Below are 22238 nucleotides of genomic sequence, written 5' to 3' on the forward strand. Positions count from 1 at the left end.
ATCTGCTTAGAATTAGGCGATGCATTCGTGTGTATAGCCTAAACGGGGGATCGAAGCCATTAACGTGGCAAGCACGTCGCATAGATGGCACTTCGAAGTTTGGCGGCATCAATCAAACGCTGTAGTCTTTGGGTAGTTTTTGAGAACCGGTTTTCAAAAAGTGTGTTTTGACAAGGAGTGAAGCTATGACCGAATTGAAAGTAACGTTTGATGAACGAGCTGAAAGAATCAGCAGTCTCAGAAGCTCTTTAATGCAAGGGACACAGTCCGACTTCATTGAACCTTCAAACGCTGATGAATCTACGGGACTTGTAGACATATCGATAAACGCAAAATTCGATATTTTAGGTAAGGATATGATTTTCGACGTTCAGTGCCAGGTTCTTGATGAAGACACTGAAATGATTGAAGTTTGGATACAGAACATATCAGAGGATCTATGGATTCCTCAATGGCACCCTTGGGTCGCTTCGCTAGGATACCCCAAGGCGAATGGAGGCGGAAAGTACTACAGGCATAAGCTTGCGGATTCCAAATGGATCGGCATTGAGGCTGGAGCTGAATATCAGTGTATCGTGGATGTGCTGCTATGGACCGCCACTGGAACTCGTAGAGCAAGCAAAGTGCACCGATACAAGTTTCCGGGGAACACCTAACTATTCGTCGAGAAGAAAGTGTTTGCCGCCGAGCAACAGAACTGTGAGTAACTTCTTCTTGCTTTCACCGATGCTGACGAAATCGACCGCCAGCTTTGGGAGTTTGATGAAAACCTGATGCGGTCGGAGTTGGATGAGGTTCAGAAATCCGAGCACCTAGCGAAGCGAAAAGAGTTATGGGAGTTGCGACGGAATAACGGAACAAGTTGTTCCGAAAGTGCAGCGCGCGGTAGGCCGAAAGAGCTTGCTGGTGAAACCGTTAAAACTGGCGTTTGCAGACAAAGAAATAAACCCGCCAGCACAAAGCAAACGGGCAGTTATCGAGAGGTTTGATGAATCTCTGTTCTCGCCGTAAGTGGCAACCCAAAGTCTGCCAGCAATAAATGTCGCGGATGAGGCAGGTCACTAAATGCTTGTCAGTGTGGAGAGGCTGGCTAAGACCCCCCTTGTCCAGCCCCTCCTACGCCGCGTCTCGCTATTCTGTTTGGAGACGGCAGCGCCCGTCGAAACCGCACCCCTTAGTCGAGTTCCGACGGATTTCGTGTTCGTGGCGCGACTGTCGGCGATTTTCACAGCCTGTGCAGTGAACGATTTCACAAACGAAAGAATCGAGGGCTGGACGCCAGCGGATTGCAAGGAATGCCACAGGAAGATGGCGGCGCGGAAACGAACTTAGCGTAAATCGGAAGCAAATGGGCTGCTTCGTTGGGACGTAAGCGCCTGATTGCCATGGCACGGAAGATGGATCAGGCGGCTTGATAGCTGTGTTCTTGCATCGCAAACTTCGAATGAAACTGAGAAGTGAAACACTTCGGCAAGCCGCTACATGCAGTCAACGAGATTGTTGGTTTCAACTTCAATCAAAAGGTATCCACTACAGTTCCCCGCTTCAGTACAATCTACCTCATACTCAAACCAGTCATTTTCCCCCTCTGAGCCCCACCCCCGGTGAAGACCTCTGCAAACAGAGAGATCAACCACATGGTCTTTACCCCCGCACCCAACATAACCCTGCTTTGCACTAGCATGGCTTTGCTCAAAGCTAGGGTAGTTACCCGGATGGTTTGATCTAATTCTTCGAAGCAAGTCTTGTAATGGAAACCATGGTCCATCTAGACGACCTACAGCACACCCGGCAAATCTGTCAGCTTGTGTCTCTTTTTCTCTCCGAGAGAGACCAGAGTTTTCAAAGAAATGTCCGCCGACAAAGTGACCAAGCTCGTGACCGAATATTCCGACGGCTTGCCAGCGGTTGTCGCTCGCCGCCAATTGAGCCCAGTCCGGATTGTATACGATGTAACGTCCTCTTGTCAGTCCACTCTCTTCTGGCGGAACCCAAGCCACAGCGTTTTCCACCAAGCGACACTCTCGAACTATTATTTCTGTAGCGGACAATCCTAGAGCATATGTGACTTCATCAATAATTTGCCTTGCGTCACTCTGAGCAACTCCAACCAAGTCACCCATATTCGGAGGCAACTCCTCCGCTTGAAAACAGGCGGGTGCATCAAGGTTATTCTGCGCGAGTGCGATTGTGTGCGTCTGACAAAACAACAAACATAGGCCTGAGAAAAAAGCAAAAGACTTATTCGCCCTCATAAACATCTATCAAATCTCCAGTTAAGTCCTGCGCTCCAATTGCTTCACAACGGCTGCGATCAAACTGTTCATTTTCATCGAATGTTAAAATGCCAAGGAACAATGCCTCTTCACATTTTCTTCGTATGACAAGACCAGGTAAGGTTCTGCCACCAGCTTTAACCCACCGCCGAAACTGTTTGGCGGATCCATTGTAATCACCCTGGTTCAATAGTCTCAAAAGCGTTGATTTCCTAAAGTTCTCAGACCCAACGTTGAACACGAACGAAGAAAGCGCGCTGAACTGTGCATGGTTTAAATCGACGGCCACTAAGCGTTGAACAGCGTATCTGGCGTCTCGCGTGTCAGACAAAAGTAACTCCTCGCCCGCTTTTTCTGAAAGAGGTGGGGAGAAGCCAGACAAGTTGGAGTTGGCGCAAGAAGTTAATGCAATAAGGTGACCGTACCCAATTGTACAATATCCTGCGGGATCGTCGTAGAACTCGGGTTCCCAGCCCTCAAAGTGTTTCAATAGCTCTAAGGCAATTTCCAGAATTTGACGAACGCTTTGGCCAGGTGGCGCGGCCCCAAGGCCGCCCTGAAGGCGTTCAATCTGAATTTGCGATGGAACTCTGTCAAGTTCATCGGCGAGGGTCGAAGTTGGCAGGATTACCCAGTATACCAGACCAATAATACATACGATGAGGTTTCTCATTAAAATCCCCTGGCACAAAGCTTTTCAAATCAAAAATACATGTGCAAAGCCCAATGAGATCAAAGTATCGCAATAGTGTGATTCGGTGAACGTGTTTCAAACTTCCTTCATTTCCTTCGGAAAGTTGAGGCGGAACAAACAGACTTGAAGGACACACAATTGGTTGACTTGGTGAGTTCGTTTAAACCTCTTGGAGAGATGATGCTCCTGGACGATCACACCAGTTGGAGGCTCTAAACCTCACATTTACACTTACCAACTTAATTCCCGATCCCGTCATCGGCAACCTGATCCTCAGCTCTTTTGAACATCAATTTTGACCACCTAACTCGGAGCTTCATGCCAAACCCGATGTGGCAGATGTAGCGAATGTAGCAGGCGGTGAGGTCCTAAGACTACTTAGGGGCGCAAACGCATCTCAGAGGCCAATGTGGCCGCGTGGACGGAGCGGAAGCGGCTAATAGCACTGGCGCGCGAAATGGAGCAGGCAGGGGCGTGAATTCAGCAAGGGGTAGTTAGCCCCGGAATGCCCATAAAATTAATGCCAGTTCCCGCGTAAACCGAGGTACGACGCGCCAAACTCGTACCCCCTCATTGAAATCGCAATCCCATCAAGGCGCGCCGCGTCTAACTGATATATGTGTTAAGTGTTCCAAATACGACCACTGCATGAAATCAGCGACAGCGCCCCAACATTCAAAAAACGCAATTCGTTTTATTCCGGATTGGTGTGTATTTCGTGGGGCGGCACGTCGTACTAGGTAACCCCCTCAAATCCAGTCGAAATAACTAGAACGTGCTAAAATCGAGACATGCCGCCCACGCGACGAGCGTCGCATTGCGGCAAAATTGTGTCCACAATTCATTGTGAAACTTACCGTTCCCAACTGGGAAACAACTCGTTTCGTTCTATTTTGAGGGATTACGGGAATCCCCCAATATCGCCCGACTCGCAAAATACGTATCTTAGAATCAGAAATACCACTCACCCCCTCGAGACTAGGAGCGGGGTTGGCTTCTACCCCCTCAGCCAGCCCTTGCTCTTGTTCCAGCTAAGCGAGTTGTCTAATCGTCTTTAACTGCTGCCCTAGTCTGTGCGCTCGTTGCAGTCCCCCAAAGCTGTCATCACTTCTCCAACGCTATCCTGCACGGACAGGTCTTCCCCAACCAATTTGATTGTCGTTCCACCGGTCCTGGTAAGTCCTTCGTAGTCTGGGCTCACCATTTGAATCTTATCCACCCTGATTAGAAATTCATCGCTGTTGAACAAAAAACCTTTAAGCCAAAAAGTTCCCGCTAAAAACACGCACTCAATCATCGCTCAACTCCTTTTCGTTTAAAATCATACTCCTTCGATGAAGATTTCGAACCCCGAGAGCACTAATTCTTTGCGAGTAGCAAGTCGCGCCATCAACAAAGGTCACCAAACGTTCGCGTGATTTCGCTATGCTCTCAAGATGTGCGGACGACTCGGTAGACCCGGAATGACATGGTCAGAGCTATTTGCTCTGCAAAACTGGATCGTGAATGGCGTTCCCATTCCAACTGCGCGTGATCCAAGTGCCAAAGACCTGCCGATGAGTTGGAACGTCAAACCGACCCAGATGCTGGACATTGGCTTTTTGCACGAGAACCAATTCATCAGCACGACGGCGCGTTGGTGGCTTGTCCCGCACTGGTTCAAGGGTGATGTGAAGGAGTGGAAGCCCACCACATTCAATGCGAAGATAGAAACCGCAAATACGCTGGGTTCATTCCGAGTCGCGTGGAACCACAACCGTTGCATCATACCGGCCAGCTTCTACTATGAATGGACAGGACCAAAAGGCGCAAAGCAGCCTTGGGTAATCAAGACTGAGACCAATGATCCCTGCATGTACTTTGCAGGGCTTTATTCGCGCCTGAAATCCGGGCCGCAAACTTGCACGATACTGACGAGACCGGCCCTGCATCAAATTGAACACATCCACGCTAGGTCGCCGGTCATACTTTCCAACGAAAATCTGGTGCCTTGGATGTCGGGCGAGATTGACCACACCGCAGCTCAAGAGCTTGGCACCGAATGGGATGGGCGCATGAAGTTTCACAAGGTCGCGCCTTTAGGCCGGGACGATGATGGGCCGGAACTGATTGAGGTGTTTGACGCCTGATGGCAACGCATAGCAGATCCCGGAAGAAAGCCTCAGATGAAAAGTTCTTTCCCATCAGGGTACGGGTGTGTTTGCCCCAGCTAGGTTTTGGCCGTCGATTGGATGAAATTGACGCTTGGCTGGATAGCCATGCAGGTCGAGGGCGTTGGGGCAGAAATGGCGACCACGTTCTGTCTCGCGAAGCGCAAGATGCCGTGTCATTCTATCTGCTGGATGAGAAGTTGATCGTGCCGTTCATTGAAACGTTTGACCTGGAATTGGCAGAAAGCGAAGCGGACCTTTGCGGGGATGGCTCGTTCAAGCTCTACGTCGCCGGGAGCAGAAATGTCTAATTTGGAAAAGATGCAGCAGTCCGCGTATTTCGTACCAAAAAAAAGCCCGACCAGTTGGCCGGGCAAGTCCGAGGAAATCTTAGTCATTCCAACATTCCACTTTTAGGTTAATTTTGTGTAAGCAAATCCACTTGGACATCCGGCTAATTGGTGGGTTTAAAGTCGAAGTTTCCCGAAGGGCGCGCGCGTGGTACGCGGCCATCACTTATCAATGTCTGCAAAGCCCCTTTGAACAGCTTCGATAATCTCGTCAATTCTCGGGCTGTTTTCACAGGCGCCTATAGAAACCCAACCACCACGCGCCAAACGGTAGATGTTCTCCGGCCTGCAATAGATACGGTTTCCAACTTTGTAAGCACTAAAGTACGCCTCCTTGTCTGGAGTCTTGGATCTTCTTGCGCATAGCTGCTCGTAAACCGAAAAATAGGCTGCCTCTATCCCAACTTCGCCATCGGCGAATCCGACCATCGACCAGTCGATTTTTCCAATGCAAGACTCAGGTGGGAAAATTCCAAGGAACCCACTGCCTCGCCACTCTTGAGCACTAACGGAAGACCCAGAATATCCTGCTGCAAAAACAGATCCTGCACTCACGACTGAAATTCGAAAGAAGTTTCTAGCTTGGTACCAGAGATCACTACCTATATTTCGCGGCTTGCTATTCGTCATATTGTTTTCTCCATCATAAGGCACCGCCTCAATCGCTGAAACAAAAAGCGGCTTGTTTCGGCTTGAGAGGACGCGAATTTTTGCTTTGGAATCTTGCTCTTAGGCTCGGGTTAAAATGGAAATTCGAGCGAAATAACCCCGATATTCTGATTTTCGACTTGTGAGTGAAACTCTTTGCCAAGATGGGTAAACCCCAAAAAGACCGATGCAGCAGCAATCCGAGCTTGTAATCCGACCCGTACTCGAATTCGTTCGTTCTTCATCTCGACATCAGACCAACTCGGAAAGAAGTCACTGTTGGTGACGTACGTGTAATCCACGCCCAACAAAAATGCTAAATCATTCATCCGTTCTGCGCGGTTCGGAGAGGATGGCTGAACAAAGCCCGATACAGGATCGCGCACATATCGCTCCGCCTCGGAATATCCCCCTAAAATGAAATCAAAGCCAATACGAGCGAACGTTTCGTAGCCAGCCTGAGCGCCAAGAAAAGGTCGAAACGAGAATTCGTCCGCTAACTTGTAGCTCCTGGCAATTTCACCCGAAACCATGCCCGTGACGTCATCACCGATATGTTCATGTGGCATGTCCCTCGGTAAGTACCCATCGATGCCGGTTGTTTCGTGGAAGCCTTGCTGAAAATCAGCTACTTTGGTCTGGTCGCCTGTAAACAGAATTTCAGCGCCAAGATTGTATTCGAGTTTTCCAATTCGGTCATTTGCAAATACACCGAATCCAAGCATTCCGACGTAGGGCCTGTCTTCGTTTGTTGGTTGAGCTCGCGCTCCCCAGGGCGAGATAATTTCTGCCCTGGCCCTAAGATCATGCGCAACTCCACCCGTTCTCTCGCCCTCGAAGCCAACGAAAAGCGTATAGCTAGCGGAACGCCAACGGTCTCTCCCATCTCCAAAGTAATCATTGGTGAAGAAGCTTGATTTAATTGGTTTCGCGGTGACAAAGGTTGCCATAAAGCTCGCACAAAGAGCTAGGACAAAGATTTTCATTAATTTCACCTCACTTTGACGAGAATCGAGAGAATGACCCCCTAACTCGTAGTGCGCAGGCATTAACAACGAACTAATGGGCGGCCTTGCTGGAGGCTAATTTGAGTGCTCCCGAGTTTTGCTTGGAGCCTGTCTCCTCAAATGCGTTGGGCGTCCAGCGCGGAGGTGCAAAAAAGAAACGGTATGTTAATTCGCTATTATGACTTTTGTTCAAAAACAAAGTTTGAGGTAGGCAGAAGGCATCCAAATTGTTTTGCGTTACAACAACACCATTTGATTTTCAGGACGCCCTGCCGATTCTTTCAAAAAAAGAATCGGAAATTGAGACTGCGTGGCGTATATTGCAACCTTATTTTGGAACCCAAATTATTTTTGGTTGTGGGCGACAAGTATCCGCGCCAAACTTCTTCGACATTGTGGCAATGAGTGTGATGTTAGAGCTTATAAAATCTCCTCAGTGTGTAGAAGAAGCCGTAATGACATCTATTTGTGTCGCTGAAGAGGTTGCGCTTTGTATGGATCAAACGGAGACAGAAGTCTCTACTACTTCTAGACTGCAGGACTCGGTTTGGAATTGTCTCGATGCTTTCTTTACTGAGAAAGAAAGAAATATTTCAGCGAGTTATTGTCCCCGCATGTCCAAGGACATCACGAACGCTATATTAGGAGTATTCGAAAGGGTTTATTTGGCATTGGCGCAAGTTGAGGCTTCGTCTGACGCGGCCTAAATGAATTCTAATCCGACGACAAATCGGGTTGCTCAATTGTCAATTCTTCAAACCGTTGATGTCATGAACTTACGTCGGTGAATTGCAACCGCGATGAGTGCAAGGGTGAATTTCACGTAATAATTCAAGCTGGCTGAATGTCGAAAACAATCGGAGTATCTCCCCACAAACGGGCACCAGCTATCTGCAGGGAGTTTAACCTGATACTATTAAAATCGAATTAGTGCGAGTAGCTCATTTCGCACAATCCTTGCGCATCTTCATGCATTAATCTTTCGACGATGAGTCTATCCTCATCTGTAAAATTGGCCTCTTCCTGAAAAACTTCGAAAGCGGTTCTTAGCCCACACACTACGTGTTTTTGGTTCTCGCTTCTTGCGTCGTTAATCATTTCGTAAACTGCTTCGACAAACCAGTGGCTCGGTTTCATGAAACCCCTCAACTTTTGTTTTTTTGTATCGTTGGGGCGGCTTGGTTAATGGGTAGTTAACCGAGCTTCTATTTCTGGGTCATTTCGGCCACACATTTGCATCGGTTTTTTTGTGTGGGCGCGGATGTACTCGTTTACCACTTGTCGAATAGCTTCAGCGGTTACAAACATTCCCTCAGCTTCAAGTCTGAGTTCTATCTCGGTTGCTCGTCGTAAAAACTCTTCATCCATGACAACAGTCCCCATTGATACGATTTGCTCCAAATTGAAGCGATTCCCTTAACGAATGGTAAATTGTCGCCTGGTCAGTCTCATTCGTAGACGTCTGCAAGTCAGGTGCTACCAGATATGGTAATGATTAAGGATTTAGCACGAACCAAAACTGCATTGTTTCCGTCACAGCATCAGATGTAGTGCGCGATGAGTCTGTCTGTCGTAAGGCGTACAGATTTCTTAACTATTAGAAAACAATCGCTAACGTTAGGTTACCAGCCTCCATCAGTGATGACTAACTATTAACCATAAGTCGCCACCACTTGGCTCCGTTGTGGAATCAAGAGGTGAAGCCAATGCTCCGCTATTTATTTTCGGATGAGTTACATCGGTACCCGGTTTTGGCCGATGGGATGTTTAGAGACCGAGCTGACCAGTTCAAAACCCGACTTGGATGGGATGTTGTGGTCAACGACAAAGGTGAAGAAAGGGATCAGTACGATGAGCTGAACCCGCTATACGTGATATGGGAAAACGAAGATGGCAGTCACGGTGGTTCGATGCGTGTACTACCTACCACTGGTCCCGTAATGGTGAACGAAGTCTTTGGACACCTGACTGGTGGTGAGCCGATCAGAAACCCTCGTGTTTGGGAGGTAACCCGCTTTTGCCTGTCTCGCGATTCAGGCCCGCACACTGCAGGTGCAATAATGCTGAGCGGGGGTGAATTAATGGAAGCTTTCAACTTGACCCACATCGCTGGCGTATTTGATGAACGAATGGTTCGGATTTATCGCCTTATAGGATCTTCGCCGACGATTCTCGGATGTGAAGGCAATGGCCGAAACAAAATATCGGTAGGACTTTGGCCCTATTCTGCAGAGGACTGTGCGCGGGTCGCACATAGGGCTGGGATTTCACGAGAACTTTCGCGGCTTTGGTTGAAGTCTTCTCTCGGTAGATTTGGCCGTCAAAATTCGAAGTTTCTACGGTCCGCATGATCTATTTTCTTTAGTAGGTCGAAATGGCAGAAGACAGGTCCCCTAGAGGCTTTGAGCCGCGCCCAGATTGGGAGCGGCCCTTGTTTGTTGGCCTCAACGACAGGTGACTATCCCCACGCCACCTGAGCAGGTGATGTACCGCACGTTTCCAGTTTGGCACCTAACGAAATCAGCTTACCCTTTGTTGCAGCAATTTCGCCTTCTAAATCGCCACCTGACAAACTCGACATCGGAACGCCAATTAAGAAGACTCCCAATGCATCGCCTGTGACAGCTTGCTTCTGAGCCGCCACAAGACTTGGAACTTTTGCGGCTTCCTGCTTGTACAATTCGGCAGCCTTGGAGCAAGTAACGTTACTGTAAGTGTCGCCCATTGACACGGGGGCGATAGAAGCGGGTTGTTGCGCGCACGCTGAGACAATAGACAGCCCGCACAGAGCCGCAAAAATCTTCTTCATTCACTTTTCCTAGTGTTTGAGATGTCAGAAACCTAACTAATCTGCTTCTTCGATCCCGATGTTCTCTGTATCGTTTCTCGACGACGCTAGTGGCAGTGATAGGGTTGTGATCCAGCGTGGCAGCACTGCCCTGCCGGACTACTTTTTCTGCACCCGCCTCCGTGTTCAATTTGAACGGTCTGTAGAGTTGCGTTCGCTGGGGTTACTTTGGCGCTTACGTTCATGGCAAAGGTTGCCCCAACGGCGAACACGCAAAAACTGAGGATTTTCATTTCTTCCTTTCTAGATTGTTTAGCGTTCAAGCACATGGAGCCGGACGGCTGACTGAGCTTGGACGTTGAGATGAAGTGGACGGCGTTTGTGTCAAAAATTAGATATCAAATTGATACTTTAAGGGCGACCGACGTCCACAAATGACAACTCGAACACAATGGTTAACAGACCGTTAAATAGTTGCTCTGTTCTGAGAATTTACTGTTGGTTGTAGCCCTATCCTTTGCGCAACTCGTCTTCTTTTTTCCTCAAGGTTCTGACGACAGCACCTGTTGCTTTACTGCGGTTCTTTTGTGGCCAGGACCAATTTGGCGCAACTTCGCCCTGAAGAGTCGCCCGAAGCTCATTGAGGCGAGAATCTGAACGAGGCTCTCTTAGGGATACAAACCTGCGTGAAATTTCCGCCTCAACCGAGTCGCAGCACAGGTGGCCATAGGTTCTGCTGACGGTATCGGTATTGGAGTGTCCGAGTTGCTTCGCGACAATCGCCAAGGGCGTTCCGGCCTGAACAAGTTGGCTCGCGTAGGTGTGGCGCAAGCCATGAAAAACGAACCCGTCCGGCAAACCTGCGCGTCGAACTGCATCTTTGAAAAGGTGTTTTTGGCAACCAGTCCACTGTTTTCCAGATGACATTCGGAACAACAGGTCTTCGTCGTCCAATGACTCCGCTTGATCCAAAAAGAAAGACATCCCTTCCTCGGGAAGGATCACATAGCGGCCCCGGTAGCTTTTTAAGGGCTCGACATACACACCAAATACATGCCCACCGACATCGCGAGCTTTGAGGTTCACCAGTTCGGAAATTCTACATCCTGTATAGAGCGCAGCCTGGACAAGAAGCGCCAGATCCGGCCTGCAGGAAGCAATCAAACGTTTTGCTTGCGCGCGGGTTAAGAAGAATTGTCTTGGCGAATCTGCATGCGGAATCCTACGTAGGATCCGCCAAGAACGCTCACTTTCGACGTCACCGTTTTCCCAAGACATCTCGATGGCAGTCCTAAGAATGCTTATGACCGTATTTAGAGTTTTCTTCCGCTTTCGTAGACGTTCGTGATCCAAAGCCTCAATGCGAATTCTTGGACCTTGTTTGCCGTTACCTCGTTTTGGCGCTGCCTCAAGAACATCGACGCAAAACCGTTGAAATGCAGCTTGATTGAGTTCTTCGATGGGTAACTCGCCCAATCTGGGAATTATGTGGTGGTTTATCAGAGATAGAGATGTTTCGAAGTATGTCTTTGCTGCCGCAATGCGTTTCCATTCAACAAAACCATGCATTGCGTCGCCGACCGTGAACCGCGCGCTGGTCTTTGTGTACTTCAGCCGAGAGTTCGCGCCCAAAGGGTAAGGTTGTGACGCAATTGCCTTGATGCCGGGGCTGCTGAACCAATCGTTTGCACAAGCAAGCGCCTGCTCGTAGTCCAAACCTTCCAAGTGGATTGGTGCAAGTGCTCCGAGTCGCGTTTGGCTGTACTTTCCATCTCTTCTACGAATCCGAGCCATCCAGTTGCAGTCACCTGATGGTAGTTTCACCACACCAATGTGTCGGCAATACTCGAGAATATTCCAATATGGGCTGCGCCTTGCTGGTAATTCGGCGATATTTTCCAGGCAAGATAAGTCTGGCGCGTGTTTCGCTTCGTTCATGTTCAATCCCTCTTCAATCGGGTTTCTAGCCCTTCGATCATGTCGTGGGTTCGGTTGAAAAACGACTGAGACAGAGTTCCCAGAACCCTTCTGCGCCCAATTTCTGTCTAGGTGACACACTTCACTGAACTCCAGCGCAGAGTCGGTCAAATCTGCCAATCGAAACAATGGAACACTTCCGTCCAAGGAGACATAAGGTGAAGATAGAAATCAACGAGATGGCTAAACTCGAAAAAGAGGCCGACCAAATTGGAGCAGCTATTGTTCGACAGGCCAAATTCATCGACCAAGCTGAAAAGGCATCTCCAGCGGCGAAGAAGATGCTGGCTCCGTTTAAAAAGGCCCTCACTGTCGCAATGAAACAAGGCAAGGCTGCGCAAAAGGCCATCTCTACTGCCAAAAAGAAAAAATGCGCCGACCCAAAAGCCAACAAAGAGCTACAGGTTCAGGTATCGAAGGCCGCAAAGACTGCATCTGCAGCACGAAAATTACTCAAACACGAAGTAGCGCACGTTGTGCAGCAGGCCGTCCCCAAAGCAAAACCGAAGGAGATGGAGAAGACCTTCGAGCAAAAGCTGAAGTTCTGGAAGAACTTTGAGAAAAAGGCCAAGTAGAAATTGGACAGATGGGGTCTCTGTGGTGCACAGAGCCCCCAAATACACCCGTCAGGTGCAATAACGGGTTCGATATCCCAGCTACCGCCAAACTCCTGTATCGCGCCCACAGGCCCGCAATTCGCGCTCAGTCAGTCGCAGTAGCCGGAGTTGCCTCTTCAACACCTAGGCCCTCATCTCCGGATCTCATGGCGGACAAACCTAGGACGACCACAATAATCACAGCCGCAATAATCAGAAAGTTCCTATTCATATTCGTCCTCCCAAATCAGCGAGTGGCGTGTAATGGTACAGAGCGTCACGCGGAAACGGGGTGTTTTTTGTTCTTGTCGTTTTCCTCGTATCGCTCAACCGCCTTTAGATACTCGTCCAGCTTGCGGCCTTCATCTGTGTCTGGTTCTGAACCCCAGAGATATTCGATTTCCCGGAGAGCAGCGTGATAGTCAGTTGGGGTGCGGACAAAGGTCATGGCAATGCCTCAGAGCAGAATGAAACGTTGGGTGCCTACCTGATAGATTGCATACCCGAAAACGCGCGATTCTGACAGGTGGCATTCCCGACACGGCGAAGACTGGCCTAAAGTCACGCAGCCATCATCTATTTTCGACTTGAGTACGCGAACCCCAAGAACTCAGCTTTTCGGCCCATATGTCGGCGTGTTCCTGATAGATGTCCGCTCGGCTGCCATAGAGCGCCATGAGTTGGCTTCCCGCCCACAGCGCAATGTGCCTCTCTGCATCGTTGTCACCGAGACTGTAGGCGTGGGAAACGACTGTTTGGGTTGTAGCGGGAACGTGCTTCATCAGTGCCTCACCTGGATACTTGTTCAGTACATCAAACACCCTAGCAATCAAAGCACAGTGAAGTTTGACACTCGCGCGGCAAGTTTTTGGAGGAAAGTTAAAGAAAGTCTGATGTACAGATTGTCAGTCCTGTCGTGTCGCTGCGAGCCTCATCCGAACCGCGCCGACAGGTTGGGTTCAAGGATTAGCTTCCGTGAGCGGCAACCCGCAGCGACTGGGCCGAACTATGAGTTTCGTTTTGAGACGTAAAGAGGCAGGGGCTCATGACCTTGGGTCACCCAAACCTGCATGCCAAAGAAAAAGGGCGCACCCACCACAAGCGCGCCCCTTCTCTGGGAGGATATTGTAAATTCCGCGTTCTCAAATACACCAACGCTCACTCATTAACTGCGCCTACTTTGGGCCATTCCAACGGGTTCGTCAGTGATGCGGGTTACACATCGTCCAGATTTTTGCAACCCAGGCCCTGCGGCTGAGAATGCCAATGTCTCCAAAGCGGACGCCGACAAAAGTGATTGGTCCATTTTGGCGAAAACAAAACTGTAGGAATTACGAACTTTCTAGATAACATGCTACGAAAGCAGTCTGTCTCAGGCGCAGCTGGAGAGCATGACTTTGAGGATGTTGGCATTAGTTACCACAATATTGCTGCTCATTAATTTGAGCTTAAGCGCTGCAAACGCTCAGACCAATCGTTCTGCTTTCCGAGAAGTGAAGTGGAACGGCACAAAGCCTATATTTTCCAATGGCTCACATATCTTTGAGCTTCGTCCTGGAGAGTGTGGAGCAAAAAAGTACGGTGATGGGCGAGGAGAAAGTGACTGCGGAGGTGGGCGGCTTCGTTCTCAAATCAGAACAAAAAAGCTGGCGCGCGTCGGGCAAACCGTGGAGTACAGCTTCGAGTTTTTTGTTCCGAAATCTTTCAACTATGACGGAGACAAACGGTACCCCGCATACAGCAGGCTGCTCATAGCGGAATGGAAGCGGAACAAAGGTGTAAAGAACCACGTCTATGAGATTCTACTCGATGGCGTTAGAGGCGCGACTTTTGAGCGTCAAGTTTGCGTCAAACCAAGCGAGTTTGGGAAATGGAATAATTTCCGCCTCAAGATAAAGTGGTCAGCAAAACCAGATGGCTTTTTGGAGGCGCAATGCAACGGCCGTGTGGTCCTAAGAAGATTAAATACACAGACAGTCATTCCCCCTGATTGCGCTGCGGAATACAAACTTCAGTGCGACCCAAGCAAACAGAAACCTAAAGCAGACATAATCTGGGCTATTGGGCCGAACTTTAGTGGATACGGTCGGGACTTTGGGCGACTTGGCAAGCCAAACCCATTTGCGCCCTTTCCAAAACGCGGGGTGAAAATTCAAGTTAGAAATATTTACTATGGACGACCTAAGTGACGTACAAGCGACGTTGTCGCCTTCGTCCAAGAACCGGAACCTCCGCGATTTAACTGCCGATGGACGCGAGACCAAAACCTAGCGCGGTGCTGGCGAGACCGCCAAGAAATCCGAGGGCCGCACCAGCTAACGGAACCCACCATCGGGAGGCTTGTTGCTGTTCGATGGCGCGGCTGTGCATATCCACAGCAGTTCCAATAAGGACGGCGGTTTCGTCTGGTGTCAGCGGTCGGCGTGACAATCGACCCCAAGATGCGGGGTTATCACGGCGCTCCATGACTTCAGGCTTGGGAATTTCTCGCGCCAGGTCCACGTCGTAGGAGCGGGTAAAACTTCGGCGCGCCACCAGGGCAGCCTTTCGGGAACCTTCATCACCACTCAACTGAAAAAACTCGGGATGGTCATAGAATAGCTCTTTAAGCGTCTCCACGTGGCTTTTGTCTTCGGTAATGCGTTCTGCCCAATCTTCCAGATTCAGCCTGTAGAACTTATAGTAAGCAAGCACTTGAATCGCTGCAATTACGTCACCCAATCTGCACTCTTTGAGGTAAGGTGAATCTTTCACTACGCGCCGTCTTTCTACTTTATCGCTGCTAATTTCGTTTGGTTATGAAGTATTCCGCTAACTGTGCGGCTGACGTCCCAGCTTTATTGTACCCTGACCTGAGCAAAGCTGCCAAATTTCCGGAGAAATGCGTCCAGCGAGTAATGCCCTGCGGACCAAAAACAAGCCAACAGGACATGCCATGTGCGAGACCACGGTTGCAAGGGGATAGGGCTTATGGCCGCTTTCCAACTAAAACCACACCCACCCCATTGGCCATGTCGCCCTCGTCCAGGAACTGAATACCTTGGGTTTCGTACCAAGATTTAAGCACAGCAATTGTAGCGGCATTTGGTCCGCGCCCGCTAAGTGGTGCCTCTGCCTCTACCCGTGAAACCGTGTTCGGAGTGACTCCAGTGTGTTGCGCGACATCCCGCACACCAGTTTTCAGAATTGCCCTTGCTGCCCGCGCCTGTGATGGCGTCATAATGAATACCCTGTATCTTTTTGAGTTCTACGTATTGACAATTACACCGTCTACTTATAGATACACTGTATCACTTTTAAGGGCAACAATTGGCTGCTCGAAACTCAGGAGGAAACAGCAATGACTGAACAACGCGTTTGCGCGAACGGGGAAGTTTTACCCTATCCCAGAAAAAGCTGCACCCGCGCTGAATTGCAGCAAGAGGCGCTCATCATCGAATGCCTGTTAGACGCTGCGACGTCTTTGATAAGCGGCAATGACGGGCGGGAACAAATGGTTGAGGTTATGGCTATGGCGCAGGAGCGAGCCCACAATCTCAACGTCGCCTTGGATTCGGTGAGTGAGCCGGAGTTGGTGTCATGAACGATACATTTGCACTGTACGAGGCTGAATACACCAAGTCCGCAGAGGGCAACTGCTACGCCATTTTCAATCTGTGTCGAGTTGGTATCGCTGCAAGTGATTCAGCAGTGAACATCGACCTGGCAAACAAGGGCGGCTACGACGCGCTGCTTGAAGCAATCGCTGAACTGGCGGCGGATGCAATTGAACGCCTTGAACTTGCTGCATCAGAGGTAAGAAAAGCGCAGAACAAAGCAGCCTAAATTTGAGTACCAAAAAAGGGCGCGGCATTACCTGCGCCCGTTTTTATTTTCGAGATTTGATATGAGTTTTTATACCGTCAACCGCCACTGGTCGGACCAGTTCTTGCCCGAGATAAAGAGCATCATCGGCTGCCACATCCTGCAGGCATCGCCAGATCCGCTGGACCACTTTCAGGCCACTGACCTGTTGATGCTGGACGCCAAGGACATGCGGATCGCCGCCAGGGTCAGGCGGTACGGGTACGCCGCCAGATATCCGCATCAGTTCACTATACGCGCCAAGCTACCAACCGGGGCCGAGACGGAGCTGTCCAAGATTGTAAACGGCCACGGAGACTGGATGTTCTACGGCCATGCAGGGCCAGACGGGCAGACTATCCTGAACTGGTGGTTGATAGACTTACGAGCATTCAGGGCGGCGCTGATACGGCATAGAACCACGGGCGCACACCTGAGCATGGGCGACAAGCGAAACGCGGATGGAACGTGCTTCAAGTGGTTCGATATCCGGTCGTTCCCGAAAGAACCGCCGTTAGTGGTGGCGCAAAGCACAAATTAGGACGCTACCGGAAAACGAAAAGCCAAGGCTGAGTAACATATAAATCACATGTCGCCTCCAAACCGGGTGTCTCTGTCAGCTTACCGAGGCGAGATAAACTATTGGACATTTCGCGTGACCAAGTTGTGGACACCATCCGGCCCCGCAACTGTGGCGACATTCTGAAGAAGCAGGATATCTTCAGCAGTCAGGTCGTTGTTGTGTGCCACAATTTTGTTGACGTTCGCGTCATAAGGAATATCCGCCAAGGCAACATACTTGGAGTTCACAGAATTCGCATGTGATGTGACTGTTTCAATCAGGGTTATCCCTTCAGATCCCTGAACCGCCAAATCGAACTTGTAGCGACGTCCACTTGCTCCTTTATACGGGTAGCTCTTTGATATTACTCCCGTGGGCAGGCTCGGAGCTAACAAGTCATATAGTTTGTCGGCAAGGGCGTGTTCCGTTTTTTTGGTGCTTTCCTTAAGCGCAATCCGAGCAGACATCGCACAAGTATTGGCAACAGAAATTATAGCTGGCTCCAGCCATTCCGTAGCATCGACTTTTAATGATACTCGACGTTTCCCGAAGGCGAGGCCGTATCGCTTACACTCGGATTTGATAACTTTTTTTGCGGCTTCACCAGACTGGCCATGCCCCATTATGACAGCAACCGTTTCCCCCGCATCGTGGACAACGAAACCGTCTCCTAGCTTCGCGATGTAGACAAAGACTGGCTCAAACGAAGGATAGACGCACATAGTACGCAGTTGCGCACCATTTTCCGTTTCAACGCATGACGTGAAGCTAGCGGTGTATTTTAGAAGTGTTTCACAAAGCGCCGTCATCAGAAAAGCTCCTCTCGCGCAGGCGGATTCAACTCTCGCTGCTCCGCTGTAAATTCTATATTACATTCGCTGCAAATGTAAGCCAGCAAATGTCCAAGCTTTTGAGTCGCTTGAGAAATTTCTTCCTTTATTGGAATCTCCCACTCATCTAGTGGCAAAGCCTCCAACACATACTGGCGGTTGTTCTTCCACTTATGAATATGCGTTCCATAAACGTGAGGAGGCAAGCCAAGTTTTGCTGCTTGAGGCGGATTCCCGTCGCTGACTGCCTCTGGCTTAATATCAACCCGACACACCTTCTTACCTTTGTAAATTAATGAAACACTGGGCTCTCCAGTGGAAACCCTGTTGTATCGAAAAGTAAGGTGGGAACGGCTGATACCGCCAGCCTCTATTACCGGCCACTTCGCATCCACTTGGTCCAAACGGCCATTTTCGCGCCAGATAGGCTGCTGTCCTTTGAGCGACTTTGGTGACCCCAAGTACTCATCAATTTCATCGCAAAGGCGAATCTTGTCTGCCTTGTTCATGCCGCAAAATTACTCTCGGTTATACGACTTATCGCCGCTACTAGACTTAAGCCCTTTGGCAAGTAAGACGTTTTCCACTTGAACCGGCAAGCGCCATAACGCCGCGCCCTTGAGCGCAATATGTCAAACGGTAAGCGCATCAAGGTGTCACCGGCACCGGAGATGTCCGAAGTCAGGGCGACCTTGCCTTTGTAGAGCGCCAAAGAACTTACTGGCGCAGCTAGTGGGCGAAAAACAAGCCCTTTGTCCCCCATATGTCCCCCAGAATCCAGGGTGGGAAATTCGGGCAGCGCCAATATTAATGTAAGTGGTTGATTTTAATGGTAGCGGAGGAGGGACTTGAACCCCCGACACGCGGATTATGATTCCGCTGCTCTAACCAACTGAGCTACTCCGCCATGAGTGAGAGGCGATGTAAGCGAGGGGGCGCAGGCGGTCAAGAGGAAAAGCGCAGTTTCGAGGATAAGAAAATGCACTGAATGCGCGACCGGTTTCCGTACACATTGCGACCACCCTGATCCCAGCGCCGCGTTCAGCAATTTGCTTTCCGTCACTCAGCACAGAGCGTTGCAGGCGCTGGGCTGGGCAAAGCGACCTCTCTGATCGGTCACAGCGAAAATGATTGTGGATTGGGATCATGGCGGTCGGAATAGCGGGTCCGTTTGCGTGACTACTCGCGCAGCTGGGCGTAAAATTCATCGAATGAATCGCTGAGGACATAGTTTGCATCGAGCGTGAAAAACACCGCCTCGGACCGGTCGGTCGGGGATCCATTTTTTGCCAGTTCCAGCATGATGCCACAGCGCAGGCTGCGGCGCGCGATCGGGTTGACCTCAAGCGCGGCGCGGATTTCCGCATCCGCTTCGTCAAAGCGTCTGGTTCGGGCCAGTGCAGCAGCATTGAAAAGATGGGCGTCAGTCGCGGCGCCAGACGGACCGTGACGCTCGATGTCAGAACTGGCCAAATCGATTGCCTGATTGAGATTGCCGCGCGCATAAGCAATGTAGAGGTTTGCGTGTAGTCCTGCCGCGCCGCAAAAAAGGTGGCAGGTGCTGGTGTTTTTTGATCTCAAGCCGGCGACATAATGGTGTGCCTTGAATTGACCACTTGAAAAGGCGACTCATGTCCGACAAGCATTTTTGCAATCCAGATTCACTTTCCAATGATGCCCCAAGGCAGTTTTCATTTTGTCCAAGTGACATGTTTCAAAGGCTAACGATGCGCGCAGTCGGCATATTTCTTTCGCTTTTTTTCATGCAACTCGGCGCGACGGCGCATGCGCAGGACATCATCCCGCTTTCGGACAAAGGCGGGCTTTATGCGGCTTATGTTGTACCAAGAGACGACTTTGATCGCGTAGACGTGCAGCTTATCGTCCTCTCGGGGTCATATGATGATCCAGAACCGTCCGGAACGGCGCATCTGGCAGAACATCTGGCTGCTTTTTCGGCGGATGCCACCGTGCTCAGAAGGCCGCGGCAGCGTGATATCTATGCGACGACCAATAATGTGTCGACGGTCTACACAAATTCCGGCGCACCTTCCGACATTGAAATGATGTTGCGGCTGTCTCGGGCAGTTCTGGACACGCCGAAACTGCCAGATGGCTTCGCGGAAAGCGAAATTGACATCGTGCAGCGCGAAACGTTGCTCCGTGAACGGCAATCTCCGTATCTCTGGCTGAGAAGAATTGCGTTGCAAAACCTCTATGGCACGCTGCGCGGTCGCGCGGACAATACGATCGAAGACCTTCCGAAATTGAGCCTTGATAAGGCGTATCAATTTCACAAACAGCACTACGCGCCCTCAAATGTCACCTTGATTGTGTCAGGTAAGATCGAGCCGGATGCGGCGGCCCAACTTGTTGCGCGCTATTTTGGCGACACCAAACCGTCCAAAGCCCCTGCAAAGCCATGGCTGGACCGGAAACCGGATCCCTCACTCAGAGCTGTCGAACGCATCGAATCTGACAGATTGGCGCAAGATATGGTGCAGTTTGCGAAATTCGTGGATTTCGCGGACCGGTCAACCAGCATCGACATGCAGGGGGCTTTTTTCATTACCACCACGGTCTTGGGGAACCGGATTTCCCGGGCCTTGTACTTTGAAGACGAACGATTTCTTGACGTCAACTCAGAATGGTATTTTGCCAAAAATGCCGATCTGGAACTAACCATAGATATGCAACTCATGCCCGGTTTCAGCTTGGACGAGGCGCATGACAGCTTAAAGGCAGCTTTGGCTAACTTGCTGAACGAACCGATCAGCAAAAAAGAGATCGACAAGGCCCGCCAGAAAGATGTTGTCTGGGCTCAGAATTCGGCGCGGCGACCGACGGCTTTCTTGTGGTTCCTGAAGAATGTGGCCGCCGACGGTTTCCCGCCAATCAGCCCCTCGGTCTTTGCTGAGATCCTGAGCAATACCACAGATCAGGACGTCATCGAATTCGCGGAAACAGTCATGAAGCCATCCGCCACTTCCGTCGTGTTGGCCCAAAAAGTAGAATAAAATGCAGGCGTTTAAAGGTAAGATACTCTCGGCACTATTGGCAGTTACATGCCTTTTGCCGGTGCAGCGGGCACACGCCGAGCTGATCGCGACAGGTGGCGAAACAAAGATCATCTACCTCGAACCACTTCGCACCGGCATTTCTGCAATTACATTGGCATGGGAAATCGATCACCCGACGAAAGACCGGGTTGCTGCGTTGCAAGCGGGTCTTTTGAGTGTGGCCTTCGGCGGCACATCGAGCCGATCACCCACCAAAGTTTTTGAGTTCCTAGAGCTGAAAGGCGTCACGCAGAACGTCAGTATTAGCGACCGACATTTGATGCTTACGGTTTCGGCACCAGAAGGTGTTTTTCCCGAAACTCTGATCCACCTTGAGAACCTGCTGCTTGAACCGGAATACTCAAGCGGCTGGTATGCGCGGGCGCTTCAAAGGCTCAGCCCTGTTAAATCAATCGTCACCAGACGGCCCGAAGATGTGCTGTACGAGGTCGCTGATTTTCTGACCTATGAACCGGATGACGCGGAAATCGACGGCACCGATGGCGTCTTTCGATTTGGCCGTCCGAAACAGGCGATCCTGCGATCGGGTGATCCGGAGGTCGAACGCCGGACCGAGCGTCTGATTGAAAAGCTGCCGAACGCACGAACCGCCTGGAAACTTCCATTTTCTGATTGGGCCGAAACTTTGACCGGCACCGGCGCCAAGCCCATGGCGCTGCCGACAGGCACCATTCATTTTGCCGATCCTAGCTCGACCGAGATGCTGATCTTGCTGGTAAAGGCCGAGGAGTTCGACGACGAGAAGGCCCAAATCGGTACACATTTATTGGTCGATTATGTTGGCGCCAATCAGGGTTCTGAAATGTTCGAGATCATTCGGCAGGAAATGCGCGCCGCCTACGATCCGCGCTCGGATTTCATTGTCTTGAGAAAGAACAATGCGATCATTTCGCTGAGCGCGACCGTAGAAGCGCTGAAATGGCCCGAAATCTATGACAAAATTTCCGAAATTTATAAGACTGCGCGTGCCGGAAACGTCGATCAACGGGGTTTGGAGATTCAATTGGACCGTTTGAACAGGGCATATTATGGGGACTTCTTCAGCGATCCTGTCTGGGGGGCACAGCAATATTTGTTCGAATACCCCAAAGGCGTTGATGGCGCGTTCAACTTTCCGCTTTTCGAGGCGGCCGAAACGGCGTCTCCGGTTGAGATCGCCGCAAACTCGGGAAGGCACTTACCGCCATTGGACGATTTTCTTCTGGTGCTGATCGGCGGCGGTGAAGGCCCGACAGATGAATTGAAATCGAATGGGTATTGCGCGCAGCCGAAAAACGCGCCGCTCAGCTTTTGTCTCGACGCGCTTTCAAATGCTCAGAATTGAGCCCGGGTTTGTTCGCGACAGAAAGGCTTGATCGACCAAAGCAAAGGATGCGTTGGTCTGCGCCCTTTGCTGCGCGCAATCTTCGGTACATTCGCCAAGCGCGGGCCGAATGC

At 50.4% G+C, this 22238-nt stretch carries 24 protein-coding genes and 1 tRNA gene; 12 read left to right on the forward strand and 13 right to left on the reverse strand.

Going from position 1 to position 22238, the window contains the following annotated elements; all coding sequences use genetic code 11:
• Positions 1 to 185: 185 nt before the first annotated feature.
• Positions 186 to 656 carry a hypothetical protein gene (locus ACR0LX_RS09485; protein WP_480783486.1) on the forward strand — a complete coding sequence of 157 codons (471 nt, stop codon included), beginning with the start codon at positions 186 to 188 and terminating at the stop codon, positions 654 to 656.
• An 822-nt stretch (positions 657 to 1478) separates the two neighbouring features.
• Here the strand turns inward: ACR0LX_RS09485 and ACR0LX_RS09490 are convergent.
• Together ACR0LX_RS09490 and ACR0LX_RS09495 are read right to left on the reverse strand one after the other, a co-directional pair.
• Positions 1479 to 2123: a M48 family metalloprotease gene (locus ACR0LX_RS09490; protein WP_480783487.1), complete on the reverse strand. Its 645-nt coding sequence runs from the start codon at positions 2121 to 2123 to the stop codon at positions 1479 to 1481.
• A gap of 118 nt (positions 2124 to 2241) precedes the next feature.
• Positions 2242 to 2949, reverse strand: coding sequence for a lysozyme (locus ACR0LX_RS09495; RefSeq protein ID WP_480783488.1), 708 nt, complete (start codon positions 2947 to 2949; stop codon positions 2242 to 2244).
• A gap of 1457 nt (positions 2950 to 4406) precedes the next feature.
• Here ACR0LX_RS09495 and ACR0LX_RS09500 point away from each other — a divergent pair.
• Positions 4407 to 5099: an SOS response-associated peptidase gene (locus ACR0LX_RS09500; RefSeq protein ID WP_480783489.1), complete on the forward strand. Its 693-nt coding sequence runs from the start codon at positions 4407 to 4409 to the stop codon at positions 5097 to 5099.
• 98 nt (positions 5100 to 5197) lie between these two features.
• Positions 5198 to 5431 (forward strand): hypothetical protein, encoded by a 234-nt coding sequence (locus ACR0LX_RS09505; RefSeq protein WP_480783490.1) that lies wholly within the window; start codon positions 5198 to 5200, stop codon positions 5429 to 5431.
• A 201-nt stretch (positions 5432 to 5632) separates the two neighbouring features.
• On the opposite strand, the gene ACR0LX_RS09510 is transcribed toward ACR0LX_RS09505, so the two are convergent.
• Both ACR0LX_RS09510 and ACR0LX_RS09515 read right to left on the reverse strand, forming a co-directional pair.
• Positions 5633 to 6100 carry a DUF2799 domain-containing protein gene (locus ACR0LX_RS09510; protein WP_480783491.1) on the reverse strand — a complete coding sequence of 156 codons (468 nt, stop codon included), beginning with the start codon at positions 6098 to 6100 and terminating at the stop codon, positions 5633 to 5635.
• Between the two features lie 110 nt (positions 6101 to 6210).
• Positions 6211 to 7104: a lipid A-modifier LpxR family protein gene (locus ACR0LX_RS09515; RefSeq protein ID WP_480783492.1), complete on the reverse strand. Its 894-nt coding sequence runs from the start codon at positions 7102 to 7104 to the stop codon at positions 6211 to 6213.
• Between the two features lie 248 nt (positions 7105 to 7352).
• Here ACR0LX_RS09515 and ACR0LX_RS09520 point away from each other — a divergent pair, with 248 nt between their 5' ends.
• Positions 7353 to 7832 carry a hypothetical protein gene (locus ACR0LX_RS09520; protein ID WP_480783493.1) on the forward strand — a complete coding sequence of 160 codons (480 nt, stop codon included), beginning with the start codon at positions 7353 to 7355 and terminating at the stop codon, positions 7830 to 7832.
• A 475-nt stretch (positions 7833 to 8307) separates the two neighbouring features.
• Here ACR0LX_RS09520 and ACR0LX_RS09525 read toward each other — a convergent pair whose 3' ends face one another.
• Complete coding sequence (locus tag ACR0LX_RS09525; protein ID WP_480783494.1) at positions 8308 to 8493, reverse strand: hypothetical protein; 186 nt, start codon at positions 8491 to 8493, stop codon at positions 8308 to 8310.
• 338 nt (positions 8494 to 8831) lie between these two features.
• Between ACR0LX_RS09525 and ACR0LX_RS09530 the strand changes: the two genes are divergently transcribed.
• Positions 8832 to 9476, forward strand: coding sequence for an acyl-homoserine-lactone synthase (locus ACR0LX_RS09530; RefSeq protein ID WP_480783495.1), 645 nt, complete (start codon positions 8832 to 8834; stop codon positions 9474 to 9476).
• Between the two features lie 107 nt (positions 9477 to 9583).
• Here ACR0LX_RS09530 and ACR0LX_RS09535 read toward each other — a convergent pair whose 3' ends face one another.
• Both ACR0LX_RS09535 and ACR0LX_RS09540 read right to left on the reverse strand, forming a co-directional pair.
• Positions 9584 to 9934: a hypothetical protein gene (locus tag ACR0LX_RS09535; RefSeq protein WP_480783496.1), complete on the reverse strand. Its 351-nt coding sequence runs from the start codon at positions 9932 to 9934 to the stop codon at positions 9584 to 9586.
• Positions 9935 to 10423: 489 nt separating this feature from the next.
• Positions 10424 to 11851: a tyrosine-type recombinase/integrase gene (locus ACR0LX_RS09540; RefSeq protein WP_480783497.1), complete on the reverse strand. Its 1428-nt coding sequence runs from the start codon at positions 11849 to 11851 to the stop codon at positions 10424 to 10426.
• Positions 11852 to 12048: 197 nt separating this feature from the next.
• Between ACR0LX_RS09540 and ACR0LX_RS09545 the strand changes: the two genes are divergently transcribed.
• On the forward strand, positions 12049 to 12465 hold the full coding sequence (locus tag ACR0LX_RS09545) for a hypothetical protein (RefSeq protein ID WP_480577329.1): 417 nt from the start codon (positions 12049 to 12051) through the stop codon (positions 12463 to 12465).
• Between the two features lie 298 nt (positions 12466 to 12763).
• On the opposite strand, the gene ACR0LX_RS09550 is transcribed toward ACR0LX_RS09545, so the two are convergent.
• A complete protein-coding gene (locus ACR0LX_RS09550; protein ID WP_480783498.1) occupies positions 12764 to 12934 on the reverse strand; it encodes a hypothetical protein in 171 nt (56 codons plus the stop codon).
• A gap of 955 nt (positions 12935 to 13889) precedes the next feature.
• Here ACR0LX_RS09550 and ACR0LX_RS09555 point away from each other — a divergent pair.
• On the forward strand, positions 13890 to 14675 hold the full coding sequence (locus tag ACR0LX_RS09555) for a heparin lyase I family protein (RefSeq protein ID WP_480783499.1): 786 nt from the start codon (positions 13890 to 13892) through the stop codon (positions 14673 to 14675).
• A 49-nt stretch (positions 14676 to 14724) separates the two neighbouring features.
• Here ACR0LX_RS09555 and ACR0LX_RS09560 read toward each other — a convergent pair whose 3' ends face one another.
• Entirely contained in the window at positions 14725 to 15207 is a 483-nt protein-coding gene (locus ACR0LX_RS09560) for a hypothetical protein (RefSeq protein ID WP_480783500.1), read from the reverse strand.
• Between the two features lie 619 nt (positions 15208 to 15826).
• Here ACR0LX_RS09560 and ACR0LX_RS09565 point away from each other — a divergent pair.
• The 3 genes from ACR0LX_RS09565 (at position 15827) to ACR0LX_RS09575 (ending at position 16870) form a co-directional block, all read left to right on the forward strand.
• Positions 15827 to 16069, forward strand: coding sequence for a hypothetical protein (locus ACR0LX_RS09565; protein ID WP_480783501.1), 243 nt, complete (start codon positions 15827 to 15829; stop codon positions 16067 to 16069).
• A complete protein-coding gene (locus ACR0LX_RS09570; protein ID WP_480783502.1) occupies positions 16066 to 16311 on the forward strand; it encodes a hypothetical protein in 246 nt (81 codons plus the stop codon). Before ACR0LX_RS09565 ends, ACR0LX_RS09570 begins: the two co-directional genes overlap by 4 nt.
• A gap of 61 nt (positions 16312 to 16372) precedes the next feature.
• Positions 16373 to 16870 carry a hypothetical protein gene (locus ACR0LX_RS09575; protein WP_480783503.1) on the forward strand — a complete coding sequence of 166 codons (498 nt, stop codon included), beginning with the start codon at positions 16373 to 16375 and terminating at the stop codon, positions 16868 to 16870.
• A gap of 98 nt (positions 16871 to 16968) precedes the next feature.
• Here the strand turns inward: ACR0LX_RS09575 and ACR0LX_RS09580 are convergent, their stop codons facing one another.
• From ACR0LX_RS09580 to ACR0LX_RS09595, 4 genes are all read right to left on the reverse strand, one after another.
• The gene (locus ACR0LX_RS09580) at positions 16969 to 17700 is read right to left on the reverse strand and encodes a hypothetical protein (RefSeq protein ID WP_480783504.1); all 732 of its coding nucleotides are present in this window, start codon (positions 17698 to 17700) and stop codon (positions 16969 to 16971) included.
• On the reverse strand, positions 17700 to 18230 hold the full coding sequence (locus ACR0LX_RS09585) for a hypothetical protein (protein ID WP_480783505.1): 531 nt from the start codon (positions 18228 to 18230) through the stop codon (positions 17700 to 17702). The genes ACR0LX_RS09580 and ACR0LX_RS09585 overlap by 1 nt, the downstream gene beginning before the upstream one ends.
• A 321-nt stretch (positions 18231 to 18551) precedes the next feature.
• A tRNA-Met gene (locus tag ACR0LX_RS09590) sits at positions 18552 to 18628 on the reverse strand.
• A 272-nt stretch (positions 18629 to 18900) separates the two neighbouring features.
• Entirely contained in the window at positions 18901 to 19194 is a 294-nt protein-coding gene (locus ACR0LX_RS09595; protein WP_480783506.1) for a hypothetical protein, read from the reverse strand.
• Between the two features lie 290 nt (positions 19195 to 19484).
• On the opposite strand from ACR0LX_RS09595, the gene ACR0LX_RS09600 reads away from it, so the two are divergent.
• Both ACR0LX_RS09600 and ACR0LX_RS09605 read left to right on the forward strand, forming a co-directional pair.
• Entirely contained in the window at positions 19485 to 20738 is a 1254-nt protein-coding gene (locus ACR0LX_RS09600; protein WP_480783507.1) for a M16 family metallopeptidase, read from the forward strand.
• A gap of 1 nt (position 20739) precedes the next feature.
• Positions 20740 to 22125 (forward strand): hypothetical protein, encoded by a 1386-nt coding sequence (locus ACR0LX_RS09605; RefSeq protein WP_480783508.1) that lies wholly within the window; start codon positions 20740 to 20742, stop codon positions 22123 to 22125.
• The last annotated feature ends 113 nt before the right edge of the window (positions 22126 to 22238 follow it).

This window comes from Ruegeria sp. CH11 (assembly GCF_056537105.1).